At 39.5% G+C, this 20,963-nt stretch carries 16 protein-coding genes; 10 read left to right on the top strand and 6 right to left on the bottom strand.

Annotated features, from left to right (window positions below; translation table 11 throughout):
• Window positions 1-87 precede the first annotated feature (87 nt).
• From AC1DCV_RS06640 to AC1DCV_RS06630, 3 genes are all read left to right on the top strand, one after another.
• Entirely contained in the window at window positions 88-372 is a 285-nt protein-coding gene (locus tag AC1DCV_RS06640) for a hypothetical protein (RefSeq protein WP_477022450.1), read from the top strand.
• Window positions 373-555: 183 nt separating this feature from the next.
• Window positions 556-843 carry a hypothetical protein gene (locus AC1DCV_RS06635; RefSeq protein WP_477022449.1) on the top strand — a complete coding sequence of 96 codons (288 nt, stop codon included), beginning with the start codon at window positions 556-558 and terminating at the stop codon, window positions 841-843.
• 1,139 nt (window positions 844-1,982) lie between these two features.
• Complete coding sequence (locus tag AC1DCV_RS06630) at window positions 1,983-2,273, top strand: hypothetical protein (RefSeq protein ID WP_477022448.1); 291 nt, start codon at window positions 1,983-1,985, stop codon at window positions 2,271-2,273.
• 141 nt (window positions 2,274-2,414) lie between these two features.
• Here the strand turns inward: AC1DCV_RS06630 and AC1DCV_RS06625 are convergent, their stop codons facing one another.
• From AC1DCV_RS06625 to AC1DCV_RS06615, 3 genes are all read right to left on the bottom strand, one after another.
• Window positions 2,415-3,887 (bottom strand): peroxiredoxin family protein, encoded by a 1,473-nt coding sequence (locus AC1DCV_RS06625; protein WP_477022447.1) that lies wholly within the window; start codon window positions 3,885-3,887, stop codon window positions 2,415-2,417.
• A gap of 146 nt (window positions 3,888-4,033) precedes the next feature.
• Entirely contained in the window at window positions 4,034-5,344 is a 1,311-nt protein-coding gene (locus AC1DCV_RS06620; RefSeq protein ID WP_477022446.1) for a RagB/SusD family nutrient uptake outer membrane protein, read from the bottom strand.
• Window positions 5,345-5,434: 90 nt separating this feature from the next.
• Window positions 5,435-8,947, bottom strand: coding sequence for a SusC/RagA family TonB-linked outer membrane protein (locus AC1DCV_RS06615; RefSeq protein WP_477022445.1), 3,513 nt, complete (start codon window positions 8,945-8,947; stop codon window positions 5,435-5,437).
• A gap of 686 nt (window positions 8,948-9,633) precedes the next feature.
• Here AC1DCV_RS06615 and AC1DCV_RS06610 point away from each other — a divergent pair.
• The 3 genes from AC1DCV_RS06610 to AC1DCV_RS06600 are packed head-to-tail and all read left to right on the top strand — an operon-like array spanning window position 9,634 to window position 11,853.
• A complete protein-coding gene (locus tag AC1DCV_RS06610; RefSeq protein WP_477022444.1) occupies window positions 9,634-10,185 on the top strand; it encodes an RNA polymerase sigma-70 factor in 552 nt (183 codons plus the stop codon).
• A 30-nt stretch (window positions 10,186-10,215) separates the two neighbouring features.
• Window positions 10,216-11,388 carry a FecR family protein gene (locus AC1DCV_RS06605; protein WP_477022443.1) on the top strand — a complete coding sequence of 391 codons (1,173 nt, stop codon included), beginning with the start codon at window positions 10,216-10,218 and terminating at the stop codon, window positions 11,386-11,388.
• Between the two features lie 57 nt (window positions 11,389-11,445).
• The gene (locus tag AC1DCV_RS06600) at window positions 11,446-11,853 is read left to right on the top strand and encodes a hypothetical protein (RefSeq protein ID WP_477022442.1); all 408 of its coding nucleotides are present in this window, start codon (window positions 11,446-11,448) and stop codon (window positions 11,851-11,853) included.
• Window positions 11,854-11,857: 4 nt separating this feature from the next.
• On the opposite strand, the gene AC1DCV_RS06595 is transcribed toward AC1DCV_RS06600, so the two are convergent.
• Entirely contained in the window at window positions 11,858-14,542 is a 2,685-nt protein-coding gene (locus AC1DCV_RS06595) for a TonB-dependent receptor domain-containing protein (RefSeq protein WP_477022441.1), read from the bottom strand.
• Between the two features lie 181 nt (window positions 14,543-14,723).
• Here AC1DCV_RS06595 and AC1DCV_RS06590 point away from each other — a divergent pair, with 181 nt between their 5' ends.
• On the top strand, window positions 14,724-15,323 hold the full coding sequence (locus AC1DCV_RS06590; RefSeq protein ID WP_477022440.1) for a DNA alkylation repair protein: 600 nt from the start codon (window positions 14,724-14,726) through the stop codon (window positions 15,321-15,323).
• A 63-nt stretch (window positions 15,324-15,386) separates the two neighbouring features.
• Here AC1DCV_RS06590 and AC1DCV_RS06585 read toward each other — a convergent pair whose 3' ends face one another.
• On the bottom strand, window positions 15,387-16,616 hold the full coding sequence (locus AC1DCV_RS06585) for a thioredoxin family protein (protein WP_477022439.1): 1,230 nt from the start codon (window positions 16,614-16,616) through the stop codon (window positions 15,387-15,389).
• A 221-nt stretch (window positions 16,617-16,837) separates the two neighbouring features.
• On the opposite strand from AC1DCV_RS06585, the gene AC1DCV_RS06580 reads away from it, so the two are divergent.
• Window positions 16,838-17,266, top strand: a complete 429-nt coding sequence (locus AC1DCV_RS06580; protein ID WP_477022438.1) for a hypothetical protein — start codon at window positions 16,838-16,840, stop codon at window positions 17,264-17,266.
• A 265-nt stretch (window positions 17,267-17,531) separates the two neighbouring features.
• On the top strand, window positions 17,532-18,458 hold the full coding sequence (locus AC1DCV_RS06575) for an AraC family transcriptional regulator (RefSeq protein WP_477022437.1): 927 nt from the start codon (window positions 17,532-17,534) through the stop codon (window positions 18,456-18,458).
• 57 nt (window positions 18,459-18,515) lie between these two features.
• Here AC1DCV_RS06575 and AC1DCV_RS06570 read toward each other — a convergent pair whose 3' ends face one another.
• Entirely contained in the window at window positions 18,516-19,553 is a 1,038-nt protein-coding gene (locus tag AC1DCV_RS06570; protein WP_477022436.1) for an aldo/keto reductase, read from the bottom strand.
• A gap of 368 nt (window positions 19,554-19,921) precedes the next feature.
• On the opposite strand from AC1DCV_RS06570, the gene AC1DCV_RS06565 reads away from it, so the two are divergent.
• Window positions 19,922-20,875 (top strand): bifunctional helix-turn-helix transcriptional regulator/GNAT family N-acetyltransferase, encoded by a 954-nt coding sequence (locus tag AC1DCV_RS06565; RefSeq protein WP_477022435.1) that lies wholly within the window; start codon window positions 19,922-19,924, stop codon window positions 20,873-20,875.
• Window positions 20,876-20,963 lie beyond the last annotated feature (88 nt).

Raw genomic sequence — 20,963 nt, 5'->3', positions numbered from 1 at the left:
ATCTAATACAACGATTTTCCGTTCCTTATCTTAAACGATATTGAAGTTGTATGGAGAAACAATAATTGAAAATAATAGGATTTTTTTATGAAACATATTAAATCATTAATGTCTTTTATTTCAATTTTGGTTGGAGTGCTCGGTGCAAGTTCAACTTTAAATCGCATCACATATACATATGGATTGGGAACATTGGGTACATATAACTTGCTTTCACAACCTTATGACCCATCTAAATGTCTTATTCCTACTCCAGGCCAACCTTGTAGCTATACAGTCGGAACCAACCTGGGGTTAAATGTTACAAAGGCAACGCTGGAAGCTAATGGAGCGGTTGCTCACCCTCCGTATCGAATTTATACAGGGGTATAAAGACTGCCCAGTTTTCACCATCTCGTTTGCCAAGTAAATGTTGCGCATTAGAGCCTTCATAGTTTAGGGCGAGAGTTGGTCTATGGTAGTATTTATTAAACAAATAAAGTGGCAACACTTAGACGATATTACTTGCAAGTAAGATTCCCATTTTTATTTTTTAATCATTTAAAACACAAAAAAATGAAAAGCGTAAAATTCGTTCTCATGGCTGCTRCAGCCTTTGTTGGTTTAGCTTCTGCTTATGCAACAACTAAGCGTGTTGTATTTACTTATGTACAGAGAAGCGCTGGTAACTACTACAAAAAAGTTAATCTATATGATCCTTCTAAATGCTCACCAGCTGCAGCCCTGACTTGCTCATTTACCGTTGGACTTAGTCTGGGATCTGGTCCTATAACAAAAACCCTTCTTACAGCTAATGGAGCAAACGCAAAGACTCCATCTCATAGACTGTATACCGGAATTTAATTTTCAATGATCTGGTGGGTGATAAACCCACCAGGTCATATTTTGTATATCTATCAGTGGTAATTTTTATCCTAATAGCTTATTATTATMCAATCCTATATTCATTTATACTTTTATTAATATCTATTGAGGTAAAAGCTACATTTTTATTGCACATATATTTTTTGACTGTGTTCTTATCTACCTTTAGTTCTATTAATATGTCATAATAACAACTTAAATAACATAAATTATTTTTAAGCTAGAAAATTGACTCAATTAATTGGGGATTTTTTTGCTGATTACATTTCATGATATTATATGGGCTATAATTATTTGATGGATTACTTTTGTAACAGATTTCTCTAGCAGTATTTTTGGAAATTAGTTGCTGTACTGTCAGGTTCCCCTGTTTTTTAAATCATTAAAAGGACAAGAAATGAAAAGCATAAAATTTTTTCTCATGGCTGCTTCCGCTTTTTTGGGTTTAGCTTCTGCTTACGCGAAAACCCAACGTGTGGTATTTACTTATGTACAGAGAAGTGCCAGTAGTTACTATAAATTGGTCGGTCTATATGATCCTGCTAAGTGTGTAGGAGCTGCCGTTTTCACTTGCTCGTTTACTACAGGAATTAGTCTAGGAGCAGGTCCTATATCTAAAACTCTTCTTACGGCTAATGGAGCGAACCCCAAGACCCCGTTTCATAGAATTTATAAAGGGGTGTAATTGCCAATCACCTGTGGGGCCAAACTCGGCAGGTGATATTTTGAACATCTACCAATATAGTTTTTACCAAAATATCTAGGATTTTCAATTTTATATTCATTTATATTTTTATCAATACTTATTGAGGATTTAAATTAAGTCTTGGTTGGTTAGATTTTTTTGACTGGACTCTCTCTTCTTTACCTGTATTTATACTTTATAGTAACTATTACTAAGGTATGAAGTTATCGTAAGCATAAGTTCAGTTCAATTGATTCCGATTGTATTAACAAAGAAGAAATTTTTGATTATATTTTCTATGATATTATATGAGGCTAATTACTTGATAGACTACTTTATAATAGTGTCTGATATCTGATAAAATGAGGAAGAGCAAGATGTTATTATCAGCAAGTAAAACTCTGTTTTCTTAATTACTAAAAATGCAAAAAAAATGAAACAAATAAAATTTCTTTTCATGGCTGCTGCAGCGTTTGTTGGTTTCGCTTCTGCCTATGCAACAACTAAACGTACCGTATTTACTTATGTGCAAATAGCAAATAATCAATATTATAAATTAGTTTTTACTACATATGATGCTAGTAAGTGCAAAAAAGCTGCAACTCTAACTTGCGCATTCACTGTGGGAGTTGATTTGGGAGCAGGTCCTGTAACAAAGAATACTCTTACTGCTAATGGAGCAAATATAAAGAATGCATCCCATCGACTTTATGTGGTACTTTAATTTTAAATAGCCTGGTTGATTTTTTTACCCGCCAGGCTATTTAAAATTTTTAAAATATGGGATGTGTCTTTTTAGACAAAATGGAACCTTTTTTCAGGATGCTAGGGGTTAGAGAAATACAATTTTTCTTCTCCTGCAGCTTTAAGATCTTCTATTCATTAGTTTTACCAATTCATTGTCAATGACGTCAATAAATTTTTCAGTAAATCCTTCTCCAAAAGAAGGATAAGGTGGATTGCTATCTACTATTTTACCAGAGGTGTCAATTATCATTAAATAAGGATATCCCTGAATTGAATAATGTTCAATTAATTCATGGTTTTCTCCTAGTCCATTAGTGTATAAATTCACACTATTTTTATYCGTGTATTTTCCACTTCTAACGGCTTCTTTAAATACTTCCATCTTTTTATCGATACTTATGGAGATAAAAGCTAGATTTGGATTATTCTTAAATCTGGATATTACTTCTTCCATACCTTTTGCTAGTTTTACACATCCGTGACAGCCATTAAAAAAAAAATCCAAAATTACAATTTTCCCCCTATAGTCCCTAAGTTTAACATATCTGCCTGAAGTATCCATCAATTCAAAGTCGAAGGCAGGCATACCAATTGAGAAGGTCTTTTCGTTTAATTTAAGCACTGAGATGCAGAAAGAGTCTTTGACAATATTTAACGCCTTTTTTCTAAAATAGTCCGTGCTGTCTCTGAATGAAATATATCCCAGAATGGTACTTGTAATTAATCTATCTTTAATCGTACCTTGATAATTCCTTGTAATATTTTCAAAGAGGCTCTTGAATTTATTTATGTTGCCGTTCTTATGTATGCACAAATCGAGTATCGAAACTTCTCTCAATAATAAATAATCAAAATATGAATTGGAACTCAACAGCGCGTCCTGTGATATACCGTCCTTTTTTTTCAATATATATCTTTTTAAAAACCGATAACAACAGTCTTTTTCATTGTTACTTTCGGAAATGTCTATAGCAGCTTTAATCATATTGATACAACTCAGTTCTGTTTCGTATTCTATATTTGTGAGAATGATATCAAATTTATTTTTACTCAAGGTCGATTTGTATCGACTTAAAACATCAAGCCGTTTTTTTTCGAATGTACTATAATCGTCCATAAAAATAGTAAGATAGCTAGAGTCTATTTTCCCTCGGTGTCCATAATTACGGGTGGTAAAAGGAATGTTGTACATTTCGATCTGGCAATTATATCCTGCAGATTGAGCACCGTCAAACCGAACTTGACCATTCTTTATGTTCATTTGAACGTCGTCACCATTTTCAACATAAATTGTGTTTCCATTAAATGGTTTTCCATAAGTATCCGGTAAGGTAAACCTTATATATCCGCTACCGTTTGAAAAACTAAGCTTTAGTGGTGAATCAATGTCGCTCGCGACAACATCGTAATTCTTTGTTATAGGCCAGTTTCCATATGTTGAATATTCCTTAAAATATTCGACTTTTATAGGTTGCCCAATAAAGTTTGAATCAAAATTTCTTATGTTTATGACAATGTCTTTTGTCAGTTTTGTGTTTGCCTTTAAAAAAAGGGGCGATAGTATTAATACAAAAAGTATGTTTAATTTCATGAAGTCTTCTTTAAACCAGATTATCTATTATTTACTGAGTTTGTCCCTTTACCGTGTTTGGATAGTATCGATGTAGGATCATTGGGTATGGATCCTTTATCTCCAACTATCTTTCACGAATACTATTATATAATTAATCTTAAATATTATCTTGTGTTTTGCTGAATGTGGCTCAATGCAATTTCATCATCGGGAATTGGCATAACATACCTCGGGTCATTTGGAGCCAAAGTATATACTGTTCCTTCCAATACTCTTTTTAATACAATGTTATATCCTTCTTTATTTAATCGCTTAATGTCCTGCCACCTAAGTCCCCTCCACACTAACTCCTTTCTACGCTCGTTGATTATAGTTTTTAGTAGCTCTGCCTGGGATCTAACCCCAATTGGACTGTACGCGCCAGTTTTGTAACGATTCACCAGCAGCTTATTTAAAGTTTCTAGACTACCATTTAAATCCATAGATCTGGCCTGACATTCAGCTTTGATCAAATACAGCTCATCAGTGGCTAAACCTACAAGAGGAAATCCTGTTGTTCCATTGTAACCACTTTTCATAAAGTAATTTGTATTATCGACATGGAAAAAAATGTACTTGCGAAGATCATTTTCTTCATATAGGTTTATAAGGGATGTATCGATGATAGCGTATCCGGGATTAACCGCTATCGAGGTATAATCGAGATTTGCCATTGATTTATAGAGAACTTCACCGTTGTGATTTCCAAAGGGTTCATCGGCATTTGGGTCTATTGTATTATAGTCAATTAAGTTGTTATAAATCGCTAAAGAACTATCTGTTGCCTGCATAGCCTTGTCATACTTTCTCATATAAAAATAAACCCTTGCGAGTAACGCATACCCAGCAGATTTGGAAGGTCTGTTTATGTTATTGCTGGAGATCGGGATTTCAAATAGGTTTATAGCGGTAGTTAAGTCGGATAGAATTCTATCATAGGTTTCCTGAACTGTTGCCCGTTGCTGTATGTCATTAATGTCGGCACTTAATTTTAGGGGAACGCCTAAATCCTTTCCTCCTGTATTTTGATCGTAAGGTAAGGAGAATATTTGAACGAGGTTAAAGTAGTTATAACTCCGATCAAATAATGCCCATGCCTTTACGAATTTTCCTTTTTCGCTTTCCTTGTTTTCAATGCTCAATTTATTCCATGCTTCCAATACCACATTAGTGTAAAATATTGCCTTGTAGGGTGCATTCCAATCAGAAATATTCTTTTCTCCAGCATAGATATCTTTATTCCACAAATAACAGTTTTTTTCAGTCATTGTATATGCAGCATCAAAACTTTCCTGTGTCGGATAGTAATATTCATCAGCGGACAAAAAGCCTATTGCAGGCGAATTAAAGAGCGTAATATTTTGATTGTCTAATAATTGTGTCATGTCATCAAGTGAGTTCGGGATGACGATTGTGGTATTAGGCTTCTTCTCCAAAAACGTACTTTTCGTACAGCTGATAAACGTTAGAAGGAGCAATGCTATGAAAAAAAGACTCGGCTTTATCATTGCGACTGGATTTTAAATTTAAAGATTAAGATTTACGCCCATTGCATAACTTCTGGGATTAGGAATCGAGTAAGAACCATTTCCAGTGTAGTCTGGATCTAAGCCTAGTTTATTGGCTCTCCAAATGATCCCCAGATTATTGGCATAGGCATAAAGACGCAACGTAGAAAAAATTCCTGTGTTATCCCTAAGCCGGAAAGTATAACCTAGTTGGATATCTTGCAGTCTTATGTGATCCCCCTTTTCTACTAACACTTCTGAGCCTTTGAAAAAGGCATCTCTCTGGGCGTTTACAGGATACTTTAGTGCTGGAACAACGGTTAATATTTCATCTCCGGGTTTTTGCCATCGCTTTTCGTAGTCCGCTTGTCGAAATGTAGCATAACCAGATAAATAAGATCCTCTGCGGAAATAATAGCCAAGTTTATAGGTGATATTGAATGATAGGTCCATACTTTTATAAGTAAAGTTATTTCTTAAACTGCCGAAAATTGTGGGAGTGCTGGTGCCAATTAGTTTGAGATTGTTAAGGTTGGTAGAATTTATTATTGCTGCGTAGTCTTCGCTGATTTTACCATCAAGAAAACCCTGTGGATCACCGGTATTATCCAAACCAGCCGACGGATAAGCCAAAATTGCAGCATAGGGTTTTCCAACAAGTGGATTGGAGTAGTTCTGGTTAACATAATAGTCGTTTATCCCAGTTTGGAGCTTATAAGCTGTTATCTTGTCTTTGACCGTGTTGAAAAGAAAATTTGTTGTCCATCCTAGCGTTCCTTTTAAATTAGTGCTATTAAGGCTAACATCCATTCCTTTGGTGAGCATATCAGCCGTATTTCCAGTGAACTGATTAACGCCAGTTTGAGCGGCAACAGGGCTATTCCCAATTAAATTCAACCCCTTTTTAGAATAGAGTTCAATGCTTCCAGAGATAATATTGTTTTTAGTAGCGAAATCAACACCTACATTTAAAACATGTACCTTCTCCCAACTCAGTTGTGGATTAGGAGGATTTATTATCACCTGCTGTGGAGCGTTGAATATGTTTACATCGTCTGTTTTAGCGGTGGTGTAAGCTGAAAGATTTTTGCTCAAATTTCCATTATACCCATCAGTGAATCTAATTCTCAGATACGGTAAGAATGCCAACCGATAAAATCCTTCTTTACTCAAATCCCAGGAAAGGCCTAGTGAATACAAGGGAACTCCCTTCTGATTTGCATCCACGCCAAATAAATTTGATTCATCTCGTCGTCCGCTCGCAGAAAGCGTATACTTCTGATTATAGGTGTATGCTGCATTCGCATAATAGGAAATAAATCTATCCGTAGATCCATTTTGCCCGTATACATTAGGTATGCGAAGCGAACTTCTTCCAATCTGAGGCATAAAGTCCGTGAAATAGTCAACCGGTACATTTGTTCCATTGTCAGGATTATAACCGTAAATCAGGTTGGTCATGCTAAACCCATTATTGTCTTTGACTTCTATACCACCGAGGGCAGTCACCTGATGTTTCCCTGCAAATACCTGGTTATAATTCAGCTGGATTCTTCCAACGCTATTTTTGTAATTGGTGTTTGTTGTACCTAAAATATCGCCTATTGGTATTGGATAAGTAATATTGCCGTTAGGGTCAATCTGTGCAAATTGATTGATTAATAACCTGGTATTATAGGAATTTTTATTATTTGAAACAGATTGATTAGTATTTCCCTGTTGATAAAGGTAATTCAGCGATAGGATAAGGATATTTTCATATATTTTGTAGTTTAGGCCAAGGTCAATTCTATAGTCAGTCAATTCCGTTTTGTTGCCTTTATCGAAACGTTCATTATAAGGATAATAATTCCAGTCTAACAAACCCACATTACTTAAAGCGTCCTTACTGGCCTGACGCCAATTCTGTACTACCGGAAGCGCTTTCCCATTATCGTCAACTAATTTTGCGTATGGATAAGTGGCCAAGTAATTGTTGGGATTCGTTTCTGTTTTACTTTTTGTAAAAAGAAAGTCACCCGTAAATTCCAATTTATTTTTCAGTAATTGATAAGTATTCTTTGCATTAATGGTAAATCTATTATAGGTGTTAGGGATCTGGCTTGCTAAATTTTTGTCAAAACCGCCCGAAACATAGTATTGATCGTTTTCACTTCCACCTCTTAGAGATAATGAATATTGTTGATTAATGGCTTTACGCAAGAAATATTTTGAATAGTCTGCTCTTCCATCAATTTGACTCAACGTATTTAATTGTTTGGCAGCATCACTATGCGTCAGTATTCCTTTTTTTTCTTTATCTAAAATATCTACGACAGGAGTTTGGACGTTGAAAGCTGAATAGTTCAACTGCGAATTATACTTCCCTTTGTTAAAGAAGAACGTCTCCAATTCTATAAAATCTTTTGAACTCATCTGGGGAATCGAATAAATATCTGGCTTATCAAAGACAGTAATATTTGTATTAAACGCAATTTTTGTTTTCTCATTATTTTTGCCTTTTTTTGAGGTTAAGACAATAACGCCGTTGGCAGCCCGAACCCCCCAAATGGAGGCCGCAGCTGCATCCTTCAGAACAGTAACAGACTCAATATCGTTTGGATTAATATTAGAAAGGTCTCCTTCATAGGGGAAATTGTCTAGAACGATTAATGGTTCTGTATTGGCAAACAGGGTACTCCGCCCGCGAATACTGATACTTGGATCTCCTCCCTTGCTGGATAGCCCTCCAATTCTATTATTTATTTTATTAAAAATAAGCCCACTTGTTACCCCATCCAATCTACTCAGGATATCAGTACTTACACTTCTATTTAATAGTTGATTATTTACATAGGCAAAAGAGCCGGTAGCGCGTTCCTTGGGCAATTTTTGATAACCTGTAGATACCACCTCTACTTCGGATAAATCATTTAAGGCGGCTAGTAATTGAATCAGTATTTCACGCTGACCATTTAGCAAAAAGTCCCGGTGCTGATAGCCTGTGAAAGAAATTTGGAGGGTTGCATTATCTGGAATACCGGAGATATTGAATCTGCCATTCGCATCAGACACGGCTCCTATATTGGTGCCTTTAACTCGTATTGTGGCACCTATTAGAGGGGTACCAGTTTTATCTGTAATCCGTCCTTTTAGATTCCCATTAGCAGCAGAATCTGAATTGAACGGAGTCCGGTTTGTTGTCGTGGATCCGCGGCCGATAATGCGAATAGATTTTCGTCCGTTATCGATCTCCCAGGCAAACTTCTTATTATCCAGGAGCATCGTCAACGCCTGATCTACAGGAACGTTTTTAACTTTAATGGTCTGTCGTTCGTTGGTATTCAGCACATTGTTACTGTAAAAAAAAGTAAGCCCTGTTTGATTTTGGATGCTGTTTAAGATGTCAGAGAGTGCCGCATTAATAAAACTAAGAGAAACAAAGGTATTCTGGAATAGTGCATTCACCGGCTTTTGAATGGCAAAAGTTGTGTTCACCATAAAAAAGCATAACATTCCTGTAATAATTCTTCGGTATGTAGAACTGGTCATAAAATAAGCATTGTGTGATGGAGACACTTGCKAATTTTAGCCCTCAATACATGACAATCCTGTTGGTTTGAATTTAGCTTATTTGGGGAAAAAAGCTATTTTGGACAAATCTCTTGGTTATAGAAACACTATTTTTTAAAATTCATTTAGTCAAATCTTCGTTTTTCGAAAAGAAAATTTCTGACTACTTCTATAAATAAAATCTCACCTTAAACATTTTTTGGGATAGCAGTCAGCAATGATTACAAATGAATGCAAACCTTAAAATATTGCTGTTTAATAGTTAATTTTTTTGCTCGCTGATATTTTATAATAGGAAAATAAAATAATCCTGCCCTGTACCAGTAAATACAATGAGGTTGTTTATTGGCTTAACAATTCGTTAACCAAAGAAAAAGAAGACTTACAAAAACCTTTTTTAGTTTTACCTCGTTAGTAAACTTGTAAGAATTTTATCGCTCATAACTAACTTGACAATTCGGTTGAAATTACAGGACACTCTTTATTTTTCTATGTCTATTGGGGAATAGGCTGGATAGGAAAACAGTGAATTACGGCAAAACCGGTATGGCGTAATTGAGATCACGCAATATTGATACTTTTTCTCACTGATACTCACTAATAAACCAAACCGATGTTTGGGTTCCCCTTGGCGCCCACACCTCTTTAAACAGGATGAGCTCTCCATGCTAGAGAATTACAAGGACGATTGTCACTTGCTGAATGCAATTAAAGAAGGCGATGAATCCGCCTTCAGAATAATATATGAACGTTACCGAAAACCATTATTGATTTACGCCTTGCGATTTGTTGATGATGAACAGGTTTGTTTTGACCTGGTGCATGACGCCTTTATAAGTCTATGGAACAAGAGGGAACAAATCATTAAAGACCGACAGACTATTTCCTATCTCTTTACAATCGTTCGAACCCGCTCATTCAATTATCTCAGGGATCAGCGGGTCAAAAAGAAAAGAGAAACGGATCTCCCAATAGATGCTATTCAAATGCCTGAAAGCAAACTGGAGCAAAGCGAATTAAGTCAGCTTTTGACTCATGCCATTGCCAGTATTACCTCCCCGGCTTCTAAGAGAATTTTTGAAATGCGGTACCTTGAAGATATGACATTTAAGGAAATTGCTATATCCAGATCAATCAGTACCAATACAGTAGGCGTTCATCTCAGTAATGCCGTAAAATTTCTTAGAATAAAACTAAAAAATTATACAAAGGAATAAAGATTAATCAGGAAATCGTGTTTTAAGATTATGAGGAGTAAACTTAATGAAGATGAAATAGAAATCTATTTCGCTCTAAAGCTATTGAATTCCCTAACGGAAACGGAGCTAAGTACCCTCAATGAAATCATTGAGGAAGATCCAGTGTTAAAGGCCAGATGGGTAGAGTTCTGTAAATATTATTCAGAAAATGATAAAGCCAACCATTTCAAAAGGTTTGAAGATGAAAATTTATGGAAACCTTTAAATATTGTTGAGCAGGAAACGAAGAATCAGCATGTCCGGCCATCGTTCCTATTTAGGCTTCCCAAAAGGGGGATTGTGGCATTAGTATCCACTGCAGCTGTAGTGGCAGTAATATTATTAATATATCAGGGAAGTTACTTTACAATTCCTACACCCAAGTTAGCCATTAATAAGACAACCATTAAAGGAGCACGAAACGTTTACCTGGTACTTTCGGATGGAAGAAAGATCAGTTTGAATGAAGATCAGGGGAATTTTGAACATTACGGAATTCAATTTGAACAGCAAGAGGGGCTATTCAGCATGAAAGCACCTGCTGGGATAAACGGGATCAACCAGCTTATTGTACCGGCAGGAAAGAATTTCAATCTGAAACTTGAAGACGGATCTGTTGTGCAAATCAATTCCAACACAACAGTATCCCTGCCTATGGCCTTCTCTCATAGTAAAAGAGAAATCTGGATTAACGGGGAAGCATATATTAAAGTCGCCAAAGATGCTGACCGGACATTTGTTGTGCATACTAAAAATGGAGATATACAGGTTTTAGGAACGGAGTTTAATGTTAACACTTACGATCCCGGTCATACCAGGGTATCCCTCGTAAGCGGTTCCGTGCGTATTGCAACAGCTAAAAAGCAACTGCTCATGAAAGCAGGAGCAACTGCGATCACCAGTGATAATAAAGATATCCTTTTACAAAATGTAAGCCCGAACCGGGAACTTGCATGGAAAGAAGGACGCTATTTCTTTCAGAATTCAGGACTGGCAGAGATCAAAGAAGTGCTGGAAAGATGGTATGGTGTTCATATCACTGTAGAGAATTCTTCTCTCAGGGATCTGAGGTTCACCGGAGGGGTGAATAAAAAAGAAGATATTAAAATATTCCTCGACAATCTTAGTGCAGTAACTAATCTAAAATACCAACAAAATTCCGAAGAGATCATTTTACATTGAGGCTAAATCAGAACGATAGTTTAAAGGTGCCAATTTCATAATTGTTAAAGAATATGTATGGACCAAAACCAAACCGTCATCGAGTTTAAAGACATTTGTATTGAGGAAGCAGTTAACTTCAAAGTCCCACCTGCACTCATTGAAATTCTTTTCATCAGAAATCTTTTCAAATTCAAAGAGCATCGGCATCTGATTACGGACTATCTGAAAAGTGGCGCCCTATTCCGTTTTTTAGAAAACTGGAATGGGCCATTTGAGGTAGTATTGTTCCTGGATCAGCCTACCATCCGGTTTGCAGATGGTATCACAGTGGGGGCAGACATGAACCAGGATCCTACAGCTTATTACAGGTGGGAAAGAGTGATCCATCTTTTATATATGGATATAATGCCTTCCACCAGAGATCAGATCATCAGGAACTTAGTTGAAAAAATAGGAGCTGTTTTATGTTTGAGCTACGCCTGAAAGATCATTTACTCCCATTAGCCACGTTTGGCTTGAAGTAATAAGTAAAACCCAGCATAACAAAGCGTTTTATGGGATTGGCTTGTACATCCTCGATATAACCGGGTGTAGTATTACGTACATAGGAAATATTGCGATCCAGGAGATCAAATACCTGCAGTTTCAACTGGCCCCGCGATTGAGGCAATACGGATTTTGAAATCATAGCGTTCAGCAGCAGTTGGTCGGCATTGTAGCCTGGGGCGCGCCCGGTATTCAGGATATAATTGAAATTGGTTCCAATAGTAAATCCAAGTGGCAGATTAATGTTGCCATCCATAGAGAATAAATAATCGAAATAGGCAGTGTTCGCGGTTTCTTGCAAAAAGTAGTGTGCTTTATTATAAACAGCTTGTGCAGAGAGCATAAGATCAAACAACTCCTTATGTGTATAGGAAAAGCTCAGGCTTTGACTGATGCTGCTTTTGTTTACCTGACCAAGGTTACCATTGGTGCTCGCAAAATCTTTGTTKAAATTGAATGAGGTACTGCTATTAATAGAAGTTCTTAAATTTTTTAGAGGAAAAGTATTCATGATATAGAGGCTTGCATTATAAGCCCCATTTACATTAACGGATTTACTTACCTGCCTTCCTAACGAATCTATATTGGTTGTACTCACAATTTTGTTGTACTCGAACGACAATACCCCAAATGCATACAATGTTCTGGACGTTTTAGGCGCCACCGATCTAAACCCAAGGGTATAATTGTCGGTTCGGGTAGCTTTAAGGTCAGGGTTACCTATGGTAATGTACAATGGGTTACTATTGTCCGGGATAGGCCGCAACTGCTCAATTCCAGGTGACTGTACATTACTGTTGTAGGTGGCATTGAGTTTGTTATTCCTGTCGAAATCATAGTTAACAAATACATTTGGGAAAATTTTAAACAAGCTGATCTCAGGATTATCCGGATGATCCATGTTTTGGTTAATCAGTGTATTGTTAACCATATTAATTCCAGCAGCATACTCAAGTTTTGATCCTTTGTACCGGAGCATTAACCCGCCGAAACGGGTCCTGGAAATGTTGGTAAACTTACCACTCAGGGAATCGTCAAATTTATCGTACACCAACTTCGGATAATTAAAACCATATACCTGCTTATCTAAATAATTCGATACGTTGGTATAGATATAAGAGAGATCTATGAACCAGTCTCTGATGATGGGCTGTGTATAGTTAAGTGTTGCCTGAAACACCTTATTATCTCCCTTTTGGGTATTGAACTGTTTAAGACTATCCCCGCTTTGCTGTCCATCGCTCAGCTGATATTTGGTGTTAGAGGCGTTGTAGGCATCTGAGCGGTTGTTACCATGCCCTAAGTTGAATCCGGCAACCAGTCTGCGACCAGGCTGTTTAAATGTCCGGTTGTAGGTCCAGTTGGTAACATAAGAGCGGGTATTCTCTTTGGAGGAGTTGTGTGTGGTACCCTTGTTGATGAGAAAATCCGGATTAACAAAAGATGAATAGTCGTTTTGAAAGTCATTGGATTTTTCTCTATAATTCAGCCGGTTCAGGATGGTCAGGGTACTTAATGAATCTATTTTATAGTTAAATGTAAGATCAAGGGAATGGGCTGTATTGTTATCCAGGTTATCGGAGTTCTGGCGATAATAAAAACTTGAATCCTTTAGAAAGTTCTGTCGGAGCGATCCGGTTAATACCTCTGTGCGAGTGTTATCTATGTAATAGCTCCCGCTTATATTGATTTTCTTACTGAGAGTCTGGTTATAATTTATTCCTGTGTTTAAACTCCTGGTCAGGCCATTACCGTTAGCGCTGGCCATATTGTCCATAAATCCATTCATGTTGTTGCCACCTGCAAGGAAGGTGAGCTGTCTGTCTTTGGTAAAGTAGTTTATACTGGTTTTACCGGTAAATTTATCCGAACTGCCATATCCTGCAGACAGGAAACCATTTATACTGTTCAAATGATCTTTCTTGATAGTGATGTTGATGGCTTTCTCTGTTTCCTGGTTGCCACCTGTATTCTGACCATCTAGCTCTGGCTTTCGGTCAATCAGCTGAATTTTTTCCGCCATTCCGGCCAACAGATTTTCTACCGCTAACCTGGTATTGTTTCCGAAATAGGGATGCCCGTCGATCATGATGGTTTTAACCGGCTTTCCATTAATTTTAATGTTACCGTCGGGAGTGATTTCAATACCAGGGATCTTTTTTAAGAGCACTTCCATGGTAGAAGTCTCCTTTGTTTTGTAATAGCTGGCGTTGTATTCCATGGTATCCACTTTCATGGAAACCGGTGAGCGGCTTTCGATCACCTCCACCTGAGACAGATTAACGCCGGTGCGGATTAATCGGATATCACCTAAGTCAGGGCTTTCCTCTTTGAAGTTACCGGGTAATGTTTTCAACAAAGGTTGGTAGCCCAAATAAGTGATAAAAACAATGTAATGCCCCTGAGGAATTCCTGCGATGGCAAAGGAGCCATTATTTATTGAAAAAGAAGTAAAATGTGCGCTCGTGGAATCTTTTGCATACAGCAAATTGATCGTAGCGTCGGCCAGTGGACTTCGGCTGGCTTCATCGAGAATTCTTCCCCTTATATTGTACCGGGTAGGGGTTTGCGACCGGGCACAAAGCGAGCCTAAAACAATGGTCATCAAAAGCGGCAATAGCTTCATACTGAGGGATTACATAGAGCGGTAATATCGATATTCTTATTGCAATCCTATTGCAGTATATAGGGCAACTGCTTGATTTTTGCGACTATGGGTCTATGCTGATTTTGGGAATTTCTATTCACAAATCATCAGAGCACTTACCACCCGGAATAATTATATTTAGTATGAAATTGTTCCACATATGCTATCATCTGTTATCGCCGCTTTGAAAAAAATAGAACACGGCTTTAAACATATCGCAGAAGCTGGTGATGAAATAATAAAAGATGCCAGTCAGGATCATCTGAAAACAGCTGCGGCATTGATTGGTGGCGATAGTTACCAGGAGCGGATGCTGGGCGTTTATCTCCTGGGGCTGTTGTCGCCAGAAGATGAGAAAGCATTACAGTTACTTAAAACCAAAGTAGCCAAAGATGAAAACTGGCGGGTGCAGGAGATGCTGGCCAAAGCCATTGATCATTACTGCAAAATTATTGGGTATGAAAAAGCGTTGCCGGAAATCAAACGCTGGGGGAGTGATCACCATCCTCTGCTCAATAGAGCGGTAGTGGAAGGTTTACGCATCTGGACCAGCCGGCCTTACTTTAAGGATCATCCGGAAAAGGCGATTGAGCTGATCAGTAAATTGAAATCAAAGGAAAGTGAATATCTCCGTAAGTCGGTAGGGAATGCTTTAAGAGATATCCGTAAAAAGCATGGTGCGCTGGTGGAGCAGGAAATAAAAACCTGGGACCTGTCTGTCCCGGAAATTGCGTTTACGTATAAATTAGTCATGAAATAAAAAACGGTTCATGAATCGCTGAAAAGCTTTCCATGAACCGGTTCTTTTTGGGAGGCAGCGCTGCTATTCCCAGTATTTTTCACCCTTCTTCATTTTCTCGAGGGTAGTTTCATAATTCTTTTTCTCATCGCCATCCGCTTTGTTCAGGGCTTTTTCTTCCCATGCGATGGCATCGTCTTTTTTGCCGGATTTGTACAGCAGGTTAGCATACGTGTCCATGAAAGCGGGGATTTCAGTGCCTTTGAAAGAGCGTTTGCTCCATTCCAGTGCCTGTTCTATGCACTGCATGTCATTACATTTTTCAAAGATGGTCCATGCGTATTCATTCAGTGCCTGTGGATCTGCTTTGTGGCCATATTTTTTCATATAGGCTACGATGTTAGCCACTGCATTGTTGGCATCTTTGATATAGCTGTAATACTGTACCTTGGTTTTCAGGAGCAGTTCTTCTGCTATGCCAGGGTATTTGGCGGTAATATTTTTTTCCAGTCCGGCCCAGTCAGGAGCGCTCTGGTCTTTCTTCATCAGCTGAGGATATACTTCTTCTTTAGCTACAATTTCCATCACTTTGTCTTCAGCTTTACCGGCGCCGAGTACTTTATTTACTTTGTCGGCATGGTGGAGGAACATATCAAAACCCACGTCCTTGCTGCTTTGGGTGAACTTGCCGATGAACTGCAAGTTTACCGGTGTGTAAAGATCTTTCTGCTGGCTCAGGTACAGTTTGGAGATGTCTGCTGCATTTTCCTGGTCATATTTGTCCAGTGCGAGGTAGGCCAGTTTGCGTAAGAACGCAGTATCTTTCTGTCCTTTTTTGAATTTATCCAGCTGTGTGTAATACTGCGTGGCAGGGTTCAGGGATGCGGCACATCTTTCAATAAACTGATCTGCTTCGGCACCACCCACCTGACGGTCTACGATATGACCATCGGGCGCAAATACCAGGAAGGTAGGGTAGGCGCGGATGCTGTAATTTTTTTCAATTTCTTTGGCAGATGCATACCAGTTTTTTACGTCTTCATTATCTTTTTCTGTCTGGTCCATCTGTACTTTTACGCTGATATATTTATCATTCATAAAGTTGCCTACTTTTTCCTGTGGGAAAATGTTGGCAGACATAAACTTGCAGGGGCCACACCAGGTGGTGAAACAGTCCATGAAAATGTATTTGTTCTCGGCCTTGGCTTTGGCTTGTACAGCGGCCCAGGTGCTGCCGTGTTCAAAATGGATCCCTTTATCCTGTGCTACCGCCAGTAAGGGTAACAGAAAGGTAAGGAGGAGTAATTTTTTCATAATGCTTGGTTTGTGGTTTGATTTCTTACACACTAATTTAAGTCAGTTCCGGAAGAAAACCGGACGGCCCCGGAAATTATTTGACAAGATAAGTTGATTCCAGGCGGCCAGACAAGCGTTTCCTGGCGGATATAGACTACCTGCGTTCTTTGCCCGGTTGTAACTTTTTTGAAGGAGGTGTCGTTAAACAGGTATCTCCCAAAATCTAAATCATCCGATCTATGAAACATTTTTATGTAGCAGCCTCCTTTCTTTTGTTAGCGGTAGTTTTTGTTAGCTGTAAAAAAAAGGATAAAGACGCCGACCCTCTTAAGCGGTTCACAGGTACATGGGAAATAGTAGCAGAGCGTGGCGTAAATGGTTACCGCGTTTATGCTCCCGGGGAAGGGGCCCGAACGATGTTTAAATCAGATTATACCTATTTTAGACATCTTCCGGGTATCGCAGATGAAGAGGGGAATTTTAAATTAACGCGTGTCGACGCCAAACCGGAACTTGATGCTCCCGCCTATGATCTGATCATTTTCGGTTCCTCTTATACCAACAGTTATGTTTTTTTAAAAGATACGCTTGTCTTAAGCCCTTACTCTTTAAATCCGGGTACTCCGAATTACCAGATATGGGAAACCAAGCTGGTACGGGTTCCGTGAGTAAGAATAATAAGTACTGCCGTCAGGCAGGAGCCCAAATAAAAGAGGCGGTACTCTATCACGATACCGCCTCCGCTCATTGTAAACAGTTTGATGGATCCAGGTGGATGTTAATACACTATGATGGTTTCCGTCTCCGAAACCTAAATATGCTAAACAATCTGCGTCCGGTTGTTAAATATTGTATTTTTCTATAGCACATTTGTACCTGTTTTTCGATGATTAGTTAAATTGTGGTAAATTGTTATAGGTAAAAACTTCCGCTATGCCGGTAAAACATTATGTGCAGCAGATAGACCTTACACATCCCAAATACCTGCAACGTCTGGTAGAGAATCGGCGCGTCTTCAATTCAAACAATTGCGAATTCAATGTCTTTGAGAGTTACCAGCAAGCTTACCGGGTACCACTGACCTTTGGGGATTTTGTAATCACCAGTATGGTGCAGGGCAAAAAGATCATGCATCTGTCTCAACAGCCGGCCTTTGAATACCAACCGGGGGAATCTGTAATTGTACCTGCCAACGAAACGATGATCATCGATTTTCCGGAAGCAGCAGCAGATAATCCTACCCAATGTATTGCCCTGTCGGTAGACGAAAACTTTATCCGCAATACCCTGGTGTATCTTAATGAGTATTATAACAGCGAGCCTACGGAGAAGAATGACTGGCGCCTGCAGTTTAATAAATACCATTTCAACAACGATGCAGACGTAACTGACCTGATCAATAAACTGATCCGCATTTGTCAAAGTCCTGATCGTGGCAGGGATATTTATGCTGATCTCAACATGAAAGAGCTGCTGATCCGCATTCTGCAAAGTCAGCACCTGCAACTGGTAGCGGAAGAAAGGAACACTAACAGTAATAATACCCGTTTCCATTTTGTGCTGCACTATATTCATGAACACTTAACGGAAAACATCCCCATAGATGCCCTTTGCCGAAAGGCTTACCTGAGCCGGAACATCTTTTTTAAATGGTTCAAGGAACAATTCGGCATTACTCCATTGCAATATATTAACAGGGAAAGACTAAAGCTGGCCAAGCAGCTGTTGGCCGACAGGAACAATACGGTCAGCCAGGTAAGTATGCAATGCGGGTTTAACGACACCAATTACTTTATCCGGCTGTTCAGGAGTGCCGAAGGCATTACCCCTGGTACCTACCAGCTGATTTGTTTTAAATAAGATATACAGGAAATATATTTCTTACCCGGGTCCGGCCCGGGTAAGAAAATAATGGCATTAGTAAAATGCCGGAGGAGGATTCAATGTAAGATTCTGCCGCTGATGCCAGTAAGGATAGATAGTGGGCACTTCACTGGCGGCATCCAGTTTCTTTACCTGTTCTGTTGTCAGGTTCCAGCCGGTGGCGCCCAGGTTTTGAATGAGCTGTTCTTCATTGCGGGCTCCAATGATGATACTGGATACGGTAGGGCGTTGTAGCAGCCAGTTCAGTGATATCTGCGCCACTGTTTTACCCGTTTCTGCAGCTATTTCATCCAGCGTGTCAATAATATTATAGAACACTTCTTCTTTCACCACCGCTTCCGGTACGGGACTGCCGCCCTGGGCTACACGACCCTGCCGCGGAATAGGGCTGTTGCGGCGATATTTGCCACCCAGCCGGCCTGCAGCCAGCGGCGACCAAACGATAGCGCCTACTCCCTGATCAATACCCAATGGCATCAACTCCCATTCATATTCCCGGTTGGCCAGCGAATAATATACCTGGTGCGCTACATAACGGTTCCAGCCATATTTTTCGGCAATGGCCTCCGATTTCATCAGGTGCCAGCCGGAAAAGTTGGAGGCGGCAATGTAACGTACCTTACCACTTTGCACCAGGTCATCCAGTACACGCATGGTTTCTTCCACCGGTGTAACACCATCGAAGCCGTGCATATGGTAAATATCGATATAGTCTGTTCCGAGACGTTTCAGGCTTCCTTCTATCTGCCGAAGCAAATGGAAACGGGAAGATCCCTGGTTGTTGGGTGTCTTTCCGAATGTAAAAGTAGCCTTGGTAGAAATCAGCAGCTGATCTCTTTTGCCCGAAATGGCTTTGCCCAGGATCTCTTCTGAAAGACCATCAGAATAAATATCGGCGGTGTCGAACAGGTTAACGCCTGCATCCAGGCAAAGATTCACCAGTCGTGTGGCCTCGTCTGCCTGTGTGCTGCCCCAGGCTTTAAAAAAATCATTGCCTCCGCCGAAAGTGGCGGTACCAAAGCTAAGCACCGGTACCTGTAGCCCTGATGCACCTAATTGTCTGTATTCCATTGGATGTAATTTTATCGTTTTTATATTGACCACCTGTGTGGCGGCATACAAAGGTCGGGGAAAGGAGGGAAGAGGCGCTTGTAAATTTATGGTATATAATTGTATTTTTATGAGGACAACTCACACTAAAGCAGATCTCCGAAGAATTTGGTTTTGCTGATGAAAGTCACCTGTCTCATTTTTTCCGCAACCGGCATAAAATGACGCAGGTGTCGTTCCGTAACCCCGGAGCCGGGAAGTAAGTCCTGATGCCGCAACCACTGTGCAGCCCCATAAGCCGCCTACATTTCACCCACGGCCACACAAAAAACGTTGCGTTTTAAAATTATTCCTATATTTTCGTAACTGATTACGTAATTAACTACAATATGGAATTCTTTAATAAAACCGGAAAGGCAGCGCTTGGCAGCAGACTGCGTATGTTGACAGAAACCATCACTGAAGATGCCGCACAGATCTTTAAGCTGTACGACACGCCGCTGCAACCCAAATGGTTTCCCGTATTTTATGTATTATCAGAAGGAGGAGAGAAAACGATCACGGCCATCGCCCAGGAAATAGGACACTCGCATCCTTCCGTGAGCAAGATCATCACGGAAATGCGAAAGAAAGGACTGGTAGCGGAAAAAAAGGATAAGACAGATGGCCGGAGAAACATGGTGAGCCTCACAAAAAAAGGAACCGATATCAATGCAAACCTCAAAGAGCAACTCATTGATGTGGGCAATGCCGTAGAAGCCATTTCTGCACAGGCTTCCCATGATCTGTGGAAAGCAATACAGGAATGGGAATACCTCCTGCAGCAGCAGTCACTGTTAGACAGGGTCAGAGAACAACGAAAGAAGCGGGAGGCGGGAAACGTGCAGATCGTGGATTACACCCCTAAATATAAATCCGCTTTCAAGGCATTAAACGAAGAATGGATTTCTACCTGGTTTAAGATGGAAGAAACGGACTATAAATCGCTGGATAACCCGGAAGGATACATCCTGAAAAAAGGCGGCCATATTTTCGTGGCGCTCTACAACGATGAACCAGTTGGGGTTTGCGCACTCATCAAGATGGATGATCCGGACTACGATTACGAACTGGCTAAGATGGCGGTATCTCCCAAAGCTCAGGGAAAAAGCATAGGCTGGTTACTGGGACAGGCTATTATAAAGAAAGCAACGGCCCTGGGCGCACGAAATGTTTACCTGGAAAGCAATACCATATTAAAACCTGCTATCAGTCTGTATGAGAAGCTGGGCTTTAAAAAAGTAGCTGGCCGGCCTACACCTTATGAACGCGCAAATATACAAATGGAATTGCCGCTTAAATAAGTAGCGTTCTTCAAAATACCTGCAAATGGCTTCCGTAACAGGAAGCTTTTTTTTATCCGGCAACAGCGGGTTCCGCTAATAAATAAAC

This window comes from Chitinophaga sp. 10T418 (genome assembly GCF_056394125.1).
This window is presented reverse-complemented; position numbering and strand designations above follow the sequence as displayed.